General features: G+C 38.7%; 17 protein-coding genes. All 17 read left to right on the top strand.

The window, feature by feature from the left end:
• The first annotated feature begins 7 nt into the window (after positions 1-7).
• The 17 genes from rplR (at position 8) to LV92_RS13980 (ending at position 13117) form a co-directional block, all read left to right on the top strand.
• Positions 8-364: a 50S ribosomal protein L18 gene (gene rplR / locus LV92_RS14060; protein ID WP_111624282.1), complete on the top strand. Its 357-nt coding sequence runs from the start codon at positions 8-10 to the stop codon at positions 362-364.
• A gap of 7 nt (positions 365-371) precedes the next feature.
• Positions 372-896, top strand: a complete 525-nt coding sequence (gene rpsE / locus LV92_RS14055) for a 30S ribosomal protein S5 (RefSeq protein ID WP_031445099.1) — start codon at positions 372-374, stop codon at positions 894-896.
• Positions 897-909: 13 nt separating this feature from the next.
• The gene (rpmD, locus tag LV92_RS14050; RefSeq protein WP_031445098.1) at positions 910-1089 is read left to right on the top strand and encodes a 50S ribosomal protein L30; all 180 of its coding nucleotides are present in this window, start codon (positions 910-912) and stop codon (positions 1087-1089) included.
• Between the two features lie 15 nt (positions 1090-1104).
• Complete coding sequence (rplO, locus tag LV92_RS14045) at positions 1105-1557, top strand: 50S ribosomal protein L15 (protein ID WP_111624281.1); 453 nt, start codon at positions 1105-1107, stop codon at positions 1555-1557.
• 12 nt (positions 1558-1569) lie between these two features.
• Positions 1570-2913: a preprotein translocase subunit SecY gene (secY, locus tag LV92_RS14040; RefSeq protein ID WP_031445096.1), complete on the top strand. Its 1344-nt coding sequence runs from the start codon at positions 1570-1572 to the stop codon at positions 2911-2913.
• Positions 2914-2916: 3 nt separating this feature from the next.
• Positions 2917-3132 (top strand): translation initiation factor IF-1, encoded by a 216-nt coding sequence (gene infA / locus LV92_RS14035; RefSeq protein WP_013549436.1) that lies wholly within the window; start codon positions 2917-2919, stop codon positions 3130-3132.
• A gap of 9 nt (positions 3133-3141) precedes the next feature.
• A complete protein-coding gene (ykgO, locus tag LV92_RS14030) occupies positions 3142-3258 on the top strand; it encodes a type B 50S ribosomal protein L36 (RefSeq protein ID WP_013621733.1) in 117 nt (38 codons plus the stop codon).
• Between the two features lie 2 nt (positions 3259-3260).
• Entirely contained in the window at positions 3261-3635 is a 375-nt protein-coding gene (rpsM, locus tag LV92_RS14025; RefSeq protein WP_111624280.1) for a 30S ribosomal protein S13, read from the top strand.
• Positions 3636-3648: 13 nt separating this feature from the next.
• Positions 3649-4041, top strand: coding sequence for a 30S ribosomal protein S11 (gene rpsK, locus LV92_RS14020; protein ID WP_031445094.1), 393 nt, complete (start codon positions 3649-3651; stop codon positions 4039-4041).
• A gap of 103 nt (positions 4042-4144) precedes the next feature.
• The gene (gene rpsD, locus LV92_RS14015; protein WP_111624279.1) at positions 4145-4750 is read left to right on the top strand and encodes a 30S ribosomal protein S4; all 606 of its coding nucleotides are present in this window, start codon (positions 4145-4147) and stop codon (positions 4748-4750) included.
• 18 nt (positions 4751-4768) lie between these two features.
• Positions 4769-5761 carry a DNA-directed RNA polymerase subunit alpha gene (locus LV92_RS14010; RefSeq protein ID WP_031445092.1) on the top strand — a complete coding sequence of 331 codons (993 nt, stop codon included), beginning with the start codon at positions 4769-4771 and terminating at the stop codon, positions 5759-5761.
• Positions 5762-5818: 57 nt separating this feature from the next.
• On the top strand, positions 5819-6376 hold the full coding sequence (gene rplQ, locus LV92_RS14005; protein WP_111624278.1) for a 50S ribosomal protein L17: 558 nt from the start codon (positions 5819-5821) through the stop codon (positions 6374-6376).
• A 97-nt stretch (positions 6377-6473) separates the two neighbouring features.
• Positions 6474-7586: a glutamine-hydrolyzing carbamoyl-phosphate synthase small subunit gene (gene carA, locus LV92_RS14000; RefSeq protein ID WP_111624277.1), complete on the top strand. Its 1113-nt coding sequence runs from the start codon at positions 6474-6476 to the stop codon at positions 7584-7586.
• 120 nt (positions 7587-7706) lie between these two features.
• Complete coding sequence (gene eno, locus LV92_RS13995; protein WP_031445089.1) at positions 7707-8999, top strand: phosphopyruvate hydratase; 1293 nt, start codon at positions 7707-7709, stop codon at positions 8997-8999.
• A 150-nt stretch (positions 9000-9149) separates the two neighbouring features.
• On the top strand, positions 9150-10691 hold the full coding sequence (locus tag LV92_RS13990) for a glycogen synthase (RefSeq protein WP_111624276.1): 1542 nt from the start codon (positions 9150-9152) through the stop codon (positions 10689-10691).
• A 126-nt stretch (positions 10692-10817) separates the two neighbouring features.
• Entirely contained in the window at positions 10818-12101 is a 1284-nt protein-coding gene (locus LV92_RS13985; RefSeq protein WP_111624275.1) for a citrate synthase, read from the top strand.
• Positions 12102-12202: 101 nt separating this feature from the next.
• Positions 12203-13117: a dimethylarginine dimethylaminohydrolase family protein gene (locus LV92_RS13980; RefSeq protein WP_111624514.1), complete on the top strand. Its 915-nt coding sequence runs from the start codon at positions 12203-12205 to the stop codon at positions 13115-13117.
• Positions 13118-13145 lie beyond the last annotated feature (28 nt).

Raw genomic sequence — 13145 nt, 5'->3', positions numbered from 1 at the left:
TAGCATTATGGGATTAACGAAGACTGAAAGAAGACTACGTATCAGAAGGAGGATTAGAAAAATATCCTCAGGTACTGCAGAAAGGCCAAGGCTTGCTGTTTTTAGAAGCAATACTGGGATATACGCTCAAATTATTGATGATGTGGCCGGAACAACTTTAGTGTCCGCTTCCTCAAGGGATAAGGCGTTGGCTAAGGCTAAAGGGACTAAAACAGAAGTGGCTAACCTAGTAGGGAAGGCTATTGCCGAAAAGGCAAAGGAAGCTGGAATAGAAGCTGTTGCTTTTGATAGAGGTGGTAATTTATACCATGGAAGAGTTAAATCATTAGCCGAGGGCGCTAGGGAAGCAGGATTAAAATTCTAAGAATATTATGTATCAGAAATACAAAAACGTAGAGACTGTTAAGCCGGGAGGTTTAGAATTAAAAGATAGATTGGTTGGGGTACAACGTGTTACCAAAGTTACGAAAGGTGGTAGAGCGTTCGGTTTCTCTGCTATCGTTGTGGTAGGTGATGAAAATGGTGTTGTAGGTCATGGTCTAGGTAAGTCTAAGGAAGTTGCTACGGCAATTGCCAAGGCTATAGAAGATGCTAAAAAGAATCTTATTAGAATTCCTTTGAACAAAGGTACTTTGCCTCATGAACAAAAAGGTAAATTCGGTGGAGCTAGAGTTTATATCCAGCCAGCATCACACGGTACCGGAGTAATTGCAGGAGGTGCGGTTAGAGCGGTATTGGAAGCAGTAGGTGTTCATGATGTATTATCCAAATCACAAGGTTCTTCCAACCCTCACAACGTAGTAAAAGCTACTTTTGATGCGCTTTTACAACTTAGAGGTGCAAAGACAGTTGCAAACCAAAGAGGTATTTCTTTAGAAAAAGTTTTTAAAGGATAAAACCAAGAATATAATGGGAAAGATTAAAGTTAAACAGGTAAAGAGCAGTATTAAAAGAGCTCAAAATCAAAAGAGAACATTAGAGGCTCTTGGTTTACGAAGAATAGGACAGGTTGTAGAACATGATGCTACCTCAAGTATTCTTGGAATGATAAATAAAGTTAAACACTTAGTTTCCACAGAGGAGGCTTAATATAATTTTAGTGTTATGAATTTAAGTAATTTAAAACCAGCGGAAGGTGCTGTCCAAAAAGCCGGTAAAGTCATAGGTAGAGGTCAGGGTTCCGGTAAGGGAGGTACTGCTACCAGAGGGCATAAAGGTGCTAAATCCAGATCTGGTTATTCTAAGAAAATTGGTTTCGAAGGTGGACAAATGCCATTGCAGAGACGTGTGCCAAAATTTGGTTTCACGAATATCAATAGAAAGGATTACGCTGGGATCAATCTAGAAAAATTGCAGGAATTGGTAGATAAAGGAGCCGTTAAGGATACGGTTACTTTGGATATGCTTGTAGAAAACGGATTGGTTGGTAAAAACGATTTGGTTAAGATTCTTGGTAATGGAGAGCTAAAAGCCTCCCTTAAAGTTTCTGTACATAAATTTACAGCTACCGCAAAGGCCGCAATTGAGGCTGCAGGTGGTGAAGCTATAAGTTTATAAGCAAAGAATACTATGAAGAAATTTTTCGAGACATTATCAAATATTTGGAAGATTGAAGAACTAAAGGGTAGGATAATCGTTACCCTTGGTTTGCTTTTGGTGTATCGTTTTGGTGCGCAGGTAGTTCTTCCAGGTATTGATTCTACCCAGTTAGCTGGTTTGGCCTCCAGTACTGATAGTGGTATTTTGGGTATATTGAATGCCTTTACCGGAGGAGCATTGTCCAATGCCTCGGTTTTTGCGTTGGGAATTATGCCCTATATTTCTGCTTCTATTGTAGTGCAGTTAATGGGTATAGCCATTCCTTATCTTCAAAAATTACAAAAGGAAGGAGAAAGCGGAAGAAAAACAATCAATCAAATTACCAGATGGCTTACTATCGGTATTTGTATTGTTCAGGCTCCTGCTTATTTGTACAGTTTGGGAGCTTTGGGAGTTCCTGACAGTGCCTTCGTTTTTGGTAAGGGACTTGATTTTGTGATCCCATCGGTAATAATTTTGGTTGCAGGAACTATTTTTGCAATGTGGTTGGGAGAAAAAATTACCGATAAAGGTATCGGAAATGGTATATCCCTTCTGATCATGATCGGGATTATAGCTACGATGCCTCAGAATTTTGTACAGGAATTTATATCGAGGACAGCAAATAATAATGGTGGACTTATGTTCATGCTTATTGAAGTTATTATTTGGTTTATTGTGATTTTGCTATGTGTATTGTTGGTAATGGCTACTCGCCAGATACCGGTTCAATATGCTAGAAGGACTGCTTCCGGTGGATATGAAAAGAATATCATGGGATCTAGACAGTATATTCCCTTAAAGTTGAATGCTTCTGGAGTAATGCCTATTATATTTGCACAGGCCATTATGTTTGCACCTGGATTGTTGGGCAAAACCTTTAACAATACCGCGGTAGGACAGTGGATGGAAGTTCAATTCCAAGATATATTTGGATTGGCCTATAATCTTTTGTTCGGGTTCTTGATTATTGTTTTCACCTATTTTTATACGGCGATTACAGTACCTACCAATAAAATGGCCGATGATCTGAAAAGAAGTGGTGGTTTTATTCCTGGAATTAGACCTGGAAAGGAAACTGGGGATTTTTTGGATAAAATAATGTCATTGATTACATTACCTGGATCTGTTTTCCTTGCTTTATTGGCGGTATTGCCGGCAGTTATTGTGAAGATTATGGATGTACAGGCTGGTTGGGCATTATTTTACGGAGGAACATCATTGTTGATCATGGTAGGTGTAGCGATCGATACAGTGCAACAAGTAAATTCTTATTTGTTGAACAGACATTATGACGGTTTGATGAAATCAGGAAAAAATAGAAAGGTAGCATAGATTATGGCTAAACAATCAGCAATAGAGCAAGATGGAAGCATAATTGAGGCATTGTCAAATGCCATGTTTCGCGTGGAGTTGGAAAACGGTCACGTGGTAACGGCGCATATCTCTGGAAAAATGCGTATGCATTATATTAAGTTACTTCCAGGGGATAAGGTTAAGCTCGAAATGAGCCCTTACGATTTAAGTAAAGCAAGAATTACATATAGATATTAAGTAAATAGGATGAAAGTTAGAGCATCAATTAAGAAAAGAAGTGCCGAGTGCAAGATTGTGCGTAGAAAAGGCAGATTGTACGTAATTAATAAAAAGAATCCTAGATTTAAACAAAGACAAGGGTAATTATGGCAAGAATTGCAGGTGTAGACATACCAAAACAGAAAAGAGGGGTAATAGCCCTGACCTATATCTTTGGTATAGGTAAAAGTAGGGCAAAGGAGATTTTATCTACGGCCCAAGTAAGTGAGGATACCAAAGTATCTGAATGGAACGATGATGAGATTGGTCGTATTCGTGAGGCAGTTTCTTCTTTGACTATTGAAGGGGAATTGCGTTCTGAAAACCAATTGAACATTAAGCGTTTAATGGATATAGGTTGTTATAGAGGTATTCGCCATAGATCTGGTCTGCCTTTAAGAGGTCAGCGTACCAAAAACAACTCTAGGACAAGAAAAGGTAAGAGGAAAACAGTTGCTAACAAGAAGAAGGCAACTAAATAATAATTAGGATATTATGGCAAAGGCAAATGCAAAAGCGGCAAAGAAGCGTAAAGTTATAGTAGAGTCTGTGGGCGAAGCCCATGTTACTGCTTCTTTTAATAATATTATTATTTCTTTAACCAACAAGAAGGGTGATGTAATTTCTTGGTCTTCAGCGGGTAAAATGGGTTTCAGAGGTTCTAAAAAGAACACTCCTTATGCAGCTCAAATAGCTTCTGAGGATTGTGCTAAAGTTGCTCATGAAGCTGGTTTAAGAAAAGTAAAGGTTTATGTAAAAGGACCGGGAAATGGTAGGGAATCTGCTATCCGTTCTATACATAACTCAGGAATTGAGGTTACAGAGATTATCGATGTAACTCCAATGCCGCACAATGGTTGTAGACCACCAAAAAGAAGAAGAGTATAATTAATAGTAATCAATTGCCCCAATGGGGTGTTTCAAGGAAATGTAGTTACGATTATCGAAGGATAAGCCTTAATTCATGATCACGTTTCCAAACTAAAAGAAAATGGCAAGATATACAGGACCAAAAACAAAGATCGCCCGTAAATTCGGTGAAGCGATTTTCGGAGATGATAAATCTTTTGAGAAAAGAAATTATCCTCCAGGACAACACGGTAATAACAGACGTCGTGGTAAAAAGTCTGAATATGCTATCCAGTTAATGGAAAAGCAAAAAGCGAAATACACATACGGTATTTTGGAAAAACAATTCCGAAACATATTTGCAAAAGCAAATAGAAGTAAAGGAGTAACCGGTGAGGTATTACTTCAATTGTGTGAATCGCGTCTAGACAACGTTGTTTACAGAATGGGTATTTCCCCTTCTAGAAGTGGAGCAAGACAATTGGTTTCACATAGACATATTACGGTAAACGGAGAGTTGGTTAACATTCCATCCTATTCCTTGAAAGCTGGTGATGTTGTTGGCGTAAGGGAAAAATCAAAGTCTTTAAAAGCGATCGATGACGCTCTTTCTGCAAATAGCAGTGTGTACGAGTGGATCACTTGGAATTCAGAAAAAATGGAAGGGAATTTTGTTTCCGTTCCAGAAAGAATGCAAATTCCAGAGAATATCAAAGAACAATTAATAGTCGAGTTATACTCTAAATAAAACAACACTGATCCAATTATGGCATTATTAAATTTTCAGAAGCCCGATAAAGTTATAATGATTGATTCCTCCGATTTCGAAGGCAAATTCGAATTTCGTCCGTTGGAACCAGGTTATGGCTTAACTGTTGGGAACGCATTAAGAAGAGTTTTGCTTTCGTCCTTGGAAGGTTTTGCTATCACTTCTGTTAGAATTGATAAGGTGGAACATGAGTTCTCTGTAATTTCCGGTGTTGTGGAAGATGTTACCGAAATCATTCTAAATCTTAAACAAGTTCGATTCAAAAGACAGATAGACGATGTTGATAGTGAGACAGTATCTATCTCTGTTAGCGGAAAGGAACAATTGACTGCAGGTGATTTTCAAAAATTTATTTCTGGTTACCAAGTATTGAACCCAGATTTAGTTATTTGTAACATGGATCCCAAGGTTAGCATTAATATGGAGATTACCATAGATAAAGGTAGGGGATATGTGCCTGCTGAGGAGAATAAAAAATCCAATGCACCACTAGGTACCATAGCCGTAGATTCTATCTTTACTCCTATTAAAAATGTAAAGTACAGTATAGAAAACTTTCGTGTAGAGCAAAAGACCGATTATGAAAAATTGGTTTTTGAAATCGCAACCGATGGTTCAATTCATCCAAAAGAGGCATTGACCGAAGGTGCAAAGGTTCTAATACACCACTTTATGTTGTTCTCCGATGAGCGTATTACCTTAGAGGCGGACGAGATTGCACAGACAGAGACCTATGATGAGGAATCATTACATATGCGTCAGCTATTGAAGACCAAATTGGTCGATATGGATCTTTCTGTAAGAGCATTGAACTGTTTGAAAGCTGCGGAAGTTGATACACTTGGAGATCTGGTTTCTTTTAACAAGAACGATTTGATGAAGTTTAGAAACTTTGGTAAAAAATCCTTGACCGAATTGGAAGAATTGGTCATCAACAAAGGTTTGAGCTTTGGAATGGATTTGTCAAAATATAAATTGGATAAAGATTAATTGAACTTTCATGGGAATTGGGAATACCAAAACCAGGAAAGACTATAGAAAAGAACAATGAGACACGGTAAGAAAGTTAATCATTTAGGAAGAAAGGCGGCCCATAGAAAATCTATGTTGGCAAACATGGCCTGTTCATTAATAGAGCACAAGAGAATTAATACAACTGTTGCAAAAGCAAAAGCTTTAAAGCAGTTTGTAGAGCCTTTGATTACCAAATCAAAAACTGAGAATAATCAAACAGTTGAGAAGGGTACTCATAACAGACGTATTGTTTTTAAAAGCCTTCGAGACAAGTATGCGGTTACCGAGCTTTTCAGCAGTGTTGCTGAAAAGGTAGCTGACAGACCAGGAGGATATACCAGAATTATCAAATTAGGTAATCGTCTTGGGGATAATGCTGACATGGCAATGATAGAGCTAGTAGATTTCAATGAAATTTACAATGCTGGCAAGCCTAAGAAGCAAAAGACTACAAGAAGGGGTAGAACCAAAAAAGCAGATGATGCTACCGCGGTTGTTGAAGAAACACCAAAAGCAGAAAGTGCAAAGGCCGAAGAACCGAAAGTAGAAGAGCCAAAGGCAGAAAAAAAAGCAGATGATGCTCAAGAGTAAAATTGTTATTAAATATTAATAATTGTAAAAGGATAAGCCTAAAAGCTTATCCTTTTTTTATGTTATTTTGCAAAACGAAAAATTGTAACGCCAAAAAATGAAGTATCAAACAAGAAAAAAAGCAATATTGCTGCTTGCCGATGGGACTATTTTTCACGGTAAGGCTGTAGGGGACAAAGAAGGAACTGCCTTTGGAGAGGCTTGTTTTAACACCGGAATGACCGGTTATCAGGAGATATTTACAGATCCGTCCTATTTTGGACAAATCATGGTAACCACAAATGCCCATATTGGGAATTATGGGGCAAATGATGAAGAAGTTGAATCTGATTCTGTGAAGATATCAGGCTTGGTTTGTAAAAATTTTAGTTACCATTATTCCAGGCCCAATGCCGACTTAAGTTTACAGGAATTTTTGGATAAAAATAATCTGTTGGCCATTTCCGACGTGGATACTAGGGCCTTGGTGGGGTACATCCGGGATAATGGGGCCATGAATGCTGTAATATCTACAGATGTGGATAATATTGAGGAATTAAAAAAGAAATTGGCAGAAGTGCCAAGCATGGAAGGCTTGGAGCTTTCTTCCAAAGTTTCTACAAAAGAAGCCTATTACTATGGGGATAAGGATGCAAAATATAAAGTATCTGCCCTGGATATAGGAATCAAGAAAAATATTCTTCGAAACTTGGCCAAAAGGGGTGCCTACATAAAGGTATTTCCGTACAATGCGACTTTTGAGGAAATGAGCTCTTGGAATCCTGATGGATATTTTATTTCCAATGGCCCAGGGGATCCGGACCCATTGCATGAGGCAATAGCATCTGCCAAGGAAATGATAAAATCGGACAAACCATTGTTCGGTATATGTCTAGGGCATCAGGTGTTGGCTTTGGCCAACGGGGTTTCTACCTATAAAATGCACAATGGGCATAGGGGTATAAATCACCCTGTAATGAATTTAATTACGGGAAAAGGTGAGATCACTTCCCAAAATCACGGTTTTGCCATTAATAGGGAAGAGACCGAAGCTAATCCCGATTTGGAGATAACCCATCTTCATCTTAATGACAATACGGTGGCCGGAATTAGAATGAAGGATAAGAATGTGTTTTCTGTTCAATACCATCCAGAAGCAAGTCCGGGACCACATGATGCAGAGTATCTGTTCGACCAATTTTTCGAAATGATCCAATCCACGGTAAACTAAAACGTTATAGTTTTATTTTATTGTTATCAAAGGGTCATTAAAGCCAATAATAGTGGGGTTGAAAGCGCTTCCTTTGCTATATTTGCATAATAAATTAACTAAAAAATAAAAGATAGACATATGAGTATCATCCTAAGTGTTCATGCACGACAAATTTTGGATTCAAGAGGTAATCCAACAGTAGAGGTAGACGTAATTACCGAAAATGGAGTAATGGGGAGGGCAGCAGTTCCTTCAGGAGCTTCTACAGGTGAGCATGAGGCAGTTGAGCTTCGTGATGGAGGAAAAACCTTCATGGGTAAAGGAGTAGGAAAGGCCGTTAACAACGTAAATACAGTTATTGCCGAGGAGATTCTGGGTATGTCCGTTTTTGAACAAAATTTGGTTGATCAAACTATGATAGATTTGGATGGTACGCCCAATAAATCGAAATTGGGTGCCAATGCCATTTTAGGTGTTTCCCTGGCAGTTGCCAAGGCTGCTGCCAATGAATTGGGATTGTCCCTGTTCAGGTATGTGGGCGGTGTTAGTGCCAATACCTTGCCAGTACCAATGATGAATATTATTAATGGAGGTTCGCATTCCGATGCTCCCATTGCCTTTCAAGAATTTATGGTGATGCCGGTAAAGGCTAATAATTTTTCGCATGCCATGCAAATGGGAACGGAAATATTCCATAACCTGAAGAAAGTATTGCACGATAGGGGGCTAAGTACAGCTGTTGGGGATGAAGGTGGATTTGCTCCAAATCTTGCAGGCGGTACAGAGGATGCATTGGATACCATTGCAAAAGCTGTTGAAAAGGCAGGTTACAAATTAGGGGACGATGTAATGATTGCCCTGGATTGTGCTGCTGCAGAGTTTTATGTGAATGGAAAATACGATTATACCAAATTTGAAGGAGATAAAGGAGTAGTTAGAACTTCTGAGGAACAGGCTCAATATTTGGCAGATTTAAGTGCCAAATATCCTATTATTTCCATTGAGGATGGAATGGATGAAAACGATTGGAAAGGCTGGAAAGCTTTGACAGATAAAATTGGGGATAAAGTTCAATTGGTAGGTGACGATTTATTTGTGACCAATGTTGAACGTTTGTCCAGAGGAATAAAAGAGGGTATTGCCAATTCCATCTTGATCAAAGTTAACCAGATAGGAACTCTAACGGAAACAATAGCAGCTGTTAATATGGCCAAAAATGCGGGATATACATCTGTTATGTCGCACCGTTCTGGAGAAACTGAGGATAACACCATTGCCGATTTGGCAGTTGCCCTAAATACGGGTCAAATTAAAACCGGCTCGGCTTCCAGATCTGATAGGATGGCGAAATATAACCAATTGTTAAGGATAGAAGAAGAATTGGGGAGCACTGCATATTACCCCGGAGTACAAGCCTTCAAAATAAAATAATACAAAATTACAGTCCTAAAAAAAGCCATTCTATGTAGAATGGCTTTTTTTTTTAAATATCATGGAGGTTTGTTTACTTATCAGAAATAAATAATTATATTATCCTACTTTTATCAATATACCAATATATATAATAAAATTCTAGATTAAATGAATAACTTTCTATTTGTTGCTGCTGAGAATGACGGTATTCCAAAGTGTAAGGCCGGCGGGATGGGTGATGTGGTTAGGGATGTTCCTCGGCAGATTTCCGAGAGGGGGGACATGGCGCACGTAGTAGTGCCCTCCTATTCAAGATTACATCAAAATGGAACCTTCATTACCAATCTTAATCTTAACCTAAGGGGAACGGTCTATGTTGCCGAGCTGTATGAAGTGGCTCCCAAAAAGGAGTTTGCAAATTTACATCATTATGTAATACATCATCCGGAGATTACAGCTGGGGAAATAGGACATATATACCACGACGATCCTGAAGAAGCTTTTTATACGGATAACATTAAGTTTACCATTTTTTGTACCGGTGTAGCTGAGGCTATTAAAGTTGGGGCTTTCGGCGATTTGGATATTGTACATATGCACGATTGGCATTCCAGCCTATTGTTGTTTTTAAAGACGTACCATCCAGAGTACCAGTCTTTAAAGAAAATGCGCTTTGTATATACCATCCATAATCTGGCCATTCAAGGGATACGTCCGTTTTACAATAATTACTCATCAATTGGGAATTGGTTTCCCACTGTGCCTATAGATACGCAGAGGTTAATGGACAAGAGGTATCAGGATTGTATTAACCTTATGGCCGTTGGTATAAGGTTAGCAGATGCCGTTCATACAGTTTCCCCTTCCTATAAGGAAGATGTTTTAAGGCCCAGTACTCCACCTGAATTCATAGGCGGGGAGAGTTTGGAATTGGACCTGCAGGAAGCCAATAATCAAGGGCGATTGTTTGGGATACTTAATGGCTCCAATTATAAGAATATTAGAGTTGCAGAAAAAGGCCTATTGTATCGTAATACCGTAAAGGCCTTATTCAGATGGTTACAAGAGGAATCCAAGAAATATAAGGCCGATTTTCTGGCGCATACCGGGGAAAAGGTGATGGAATATGTTACCGATAGACCTAAATTCATAGTTTCCAGTGTGGCCCGTTTAACGGAGCAAAAGTTCTATTTCTTTAAACGATCACCGGAAGCATTTGTAGAAATATTGAACCGACTTAAGAAAGTCGATGGAATTTTTATGCTCTTGGGCACGGGTGCACCTGAGTACGAGGAACTTTTTCGTCAATTGAGCTATGAGCATAAAAACTTTATTTTCACCAACGGTCAATCTGAGGATTTGATCGATTCCATATATTTGGAGACCGACCTGTATTTTATGCCCAGTTTATTTGAACCCTGTGGCATTAGCCAAATGTTGGCCATGCGAAACGGCAACCCATGTCTGGTGCACAATACGGGAGGCTTAAGAGATACTGTGGAGCATATGAAAACTGGATTCAGTTTTGATGGCAAGACCTATGACGATAAAATTAAAAATATGATCCTGGTACTTGACCAAGCTTTGGATGTTTTTGTAAATGACAAGCCAAAGTGGAAGGAAATTCAGGATAATGCCAAAAAGATGAGGTTCACTTGGGAAAAATCGGTAGATGATTACTACAAATATCTATATTCCATTAACCAGTAGAAATATATTTATTTCAGGTTTTCAAAATATTTCATAATTATTCTATAAATAACAAAATCTTCAATTGTTAACCTTAGGTGTTTTTAGTATTTTTACGAACAATCGAATAAAACAGGAATTTAAGAAATGGCGAATAAGGCAACAATAGAATACAACGGAAAGAAATTTGAATTTCCAGTTATAGAAGGTACCGAAAATGAATTGGCTATAGATATTAAAACTATGAGGGCCGATTCAGGAATGATAACGATAGACCCTGGGTTTAAGAATACCGGCTCCTGCGAGAGTGCCATTACTTTTTTGGATGGTGAAAAAGGAGTTTTAAGGTATCGAGGATATTCTATTGAGGAATTGGCAGAAAAGGCCGAATTCTTGGAAGTTGCCTATTTGTTGATTTTTGGAGCCTTGCCAAATAAAGGGCAATTGGATAAATTCCATCAGGATATAAAAGCTGAGTCCCATGTAGATGAGGAGATGAAGAAGATTTTGGATGGTTTTCCAAAATCAGCACATCCAATGGGTGTACTGTCAAGTTTAACCAGTGCACTTATAGCCTTTAATCCAACTTCTGTAAACGTGTCCTCAGAAAAGGAAATGTATTGGGCCATTGTTAGGATCTTGGCTAAATTTCCTGTTTTAGTGGCATGGACCTTAAGAAAGAAAAAGGGATTGCCCTTGGATTATGGTGACGACTCTTTAGGTTATGTTGAGAATATTCATAAAATGATGTTCAAAAAGCCCAACCAGGAATACAAAAAGAATAAGATCGTTATAGAGGCCTTGGATAAATTATTGATCTTGCATGCAGATCATGAACAAAACTGTTCTACTTCTACCGTTCGTATTGTAGGTTCTTCGCATGCTGGTTTATTTGCATCTATTTCTGCAGGTATCTGTGCGCTTTGGGGACCTCTACATGGAGGAGCCAATCAGGCCGTTTTGGAAATGCTGGAGGCTATTGAGGCCGATGGTGGGGATACCAAAAAATACATGGCCAAGGCCAAAGACAAGAGTGATCCTTTTCGCTTAATGGGCTTTGGGCACAGGGTGTACAAGAATTTTGATCCCAGGGCAAAGATTATTAAGCAGGCGGCAGAGGAAGTTTTGGGAGATCTGGGTATAGATGATCCAATTTTGGATATAGCAAAGGGCTTGGCTAAGGAGGCCTTGGAGGATAAATATTTTGTAGACAGAAAATTATATCCCAACGTAGATTTTTACTCAGGAATAATATATAGGGCATTGGGTATACCTACCGAAATGTTCACCGTTATGTTTGCTTTGGGACGCCTACCGGGCTGGATTGCCCAATGGAGGGAAATGAGATTGAAAAATGAGCCTATCGGTAGACCAAGACAGGTATATATAGGGGAAACTAGTAGATCTTTTGTTCCTTTGGACAAGAGATAGATATAAAATGAATAATTTTTGACTGCCCTTTGTATTTAATATACAAAGGGCAGTTTTTATTTATCAAAATAAGTATTTCTATCTTTACCCAAAAAGCAGCCATGCTAAAGTTGAATGTACAGGATGAAACTTCAAGGTTAAGATCGGTGGTTCTGGGAACAGCCAAAAGCTGTGGACCTATTCCAAAACCTGAAGAGGCCTATGATCCCAAATCATTGGAACATATATTGGCCGGTACCTATCCAATCGAGGCGGATATGGTAAGGGAAATGGACGGGTTTGCCAAAGTATTTGCCAAATACGATGTTCAAGTCTTCAGACCAAGGGTCTTAAAGGATTGTAATCAAATATTTTCTAGGGATATTGCTTTTGTCATAGGGGATAAACTCGTGAAAGCGAATATTCTTCCGGATAGAGAAAAGGAATTTCAGGCTATTAAATATGTCCTTAGTAAAATAGATGAAGATCAGATAATTTACCCTCCAAAAGAGGTTCATATAGAAGGGGGAGATGTTATGCCTTGGGGAGAGTATATTTTTATGGGAACTTATACGGGGGCGGACTACGCCGATTATATTACGGCCCGTACCAATCAGGAGGCAGTAGATTTTATTGCTGATCAATTCCCAAATAAAAAGGTTAAGGCTTTTGAGCTTAGAAAGTCGAATACCAATGCCAAGGAAAATGCCTTGCATTTGGATTGTTGTTTTCAGCCAGTTGGGACAAATAAAGCCATTTTGCATAAGAATGGATTCTTAAGGGAAGAGGAGTATCAATGGTTTTTGGATTATTTTGGGAGCGACAATGTTTTTGAGATCAGCAAGGAAGAGATGTATAATATGGTGAGCAATGTTTTTTCCATATCCCCCAATGTAGTGGTCTCCGAGCGTAATTTTACCAGATTGAACAACTGGTTGCGGGAACACGGTTTTACGGTAGAGGAAATAGCCTATGCCGAGATAGCTAAACAAGAAGGTCTTTTAAGGTGTAGTACCTTGCCCTTGGTAAGGGACTAATGTATTTCTAATTTTTCCATTTGTCTGT

The organism is Arenibacter echinorum, from assembly GCF_003259375.1.
GTDB lineage: Bacteria > Bacteroidota > Bacteroidia > Flavobacteriales > Flavobacteriaceae > Arenibacter > Arenibacter echinorum.
This window is presented reverse-complemented; position numbering and strand designations above follow the sequence as displayed.

Excerpts from the sequence above, each read along its gene's own strand:
- rplR (WP_111624282.1), top strand. The coding sequence starts at position 8 with ATGGGATTAACGAAGACTGAAAGAAGACTACGTATCAGAAGGAGGATT.
- rpsM (WP_111624280.1), top strand. The coding sequence starts at position 3,261 with ATGGCAAGAATTGCAGGTGTAGACATACCAAAACAGAAAAGAGGGGTA.
- LV92_RS13990 (WP_111624276.1), top strand. The coding sequence starts at position 9,150 with ATGAATAACTTTCTATTTGTTGCTGCTGAGAATGACGGTATTCCAAAG.
- rpsK (WP_031445094.1), top strand. The coding sequence starts at position 3,649 with ATGGCAAAGGCAAATGCAAAAGCGGCAAAGAAGCGTAAAGTTATAGTA.
- rplQ (WP_111624278.1), top strand. The coding sequence starts at position 5,819 with ATGAGACACGGTAAGAAAGTTAATCATTTAGGAAGAAAGGCGGCCCAT.
- LV92_RS14010 (WP_031445092.1), top strand. The coding sequence starts at position 4,769 with ATGGCATTATTAAATTTTCAGAAGCCCGATAAAGTTATAATGATTGAT.
- secY (WP_031445096.1), top strand. The coding sequence starts at position 1,570 with ATGAAGAAATTTTTCGAGACATTATCAAATATTTGGAAGATTGAAGAA.
- ykgO (WP_013621733.1), top strand. The coding sequence starts at position 3,142 with ATGAAAGTTAGAGCATCAATTAAGAAAAGAAGTGCCGAGTGCAAGATT.
- rplO (WP_111624281.1), top strand. The coding sequence starts at position 1,105 with ATGAATTTAAGTAATTTAAAACCAGCGGAAGGTGCTGTCCAAAAAGCC.
- LV92_RS13980 (WP_111624514.1), top strand. The coding sequence starts at position 12,203 with ATGCTAAAGTTGAATGTACAGGATGAAACTTCAAGGTTAAGATCGGTG.
- eno (WP_031445089.1), top strand. The coding sequence starts at position 7,707 with ATGAGTATCATCCTAAGTGTTCATGCACGACAAATTTTGGATTCAAGA.
- carA (WP_111624277.1), top strand. The coding sequence starts at position 6,474 with ATGAAGTATCAAACAAGAAAAAAAGCAATATTGCTGCTTGCCGATGGG.
- rpsD (WP_111624279.1), top strand. The coding sequence starts at position 4,145 with ATGGCAAGATATACAGGACCAAAAACAAAGATCGCCCGTAAATTCGGT.
- LV92_RS13985 (WP_111624275.1), top strand. The coding sequence starts at position 10,818 with ATGGCGAATAAGGCAACAATAGAATACAACGGAAAGAAATTTGAATTT.
- rpsE (WP_031445099.1), top strand. The coding sequence starts at position 372 with ATGTATCAGAAATACAAAAACGTAGAGACTGTTAAGCCGGGAGGTTTA.
- infA (WP_013549436.1), top strand. The coding sequence starts at position 2,917 with ATGGCTAAACAATCAGCAATAGAGCAAGATGGAAGCATAATTGAGGCA.
- rpmD (WP_031445098.1), top strand. The coding sequence starts at position 910 with ATGGGAAAGATTAAAGTTAAACAGGTAAAGAGCAGTATTAAAAGAGCT.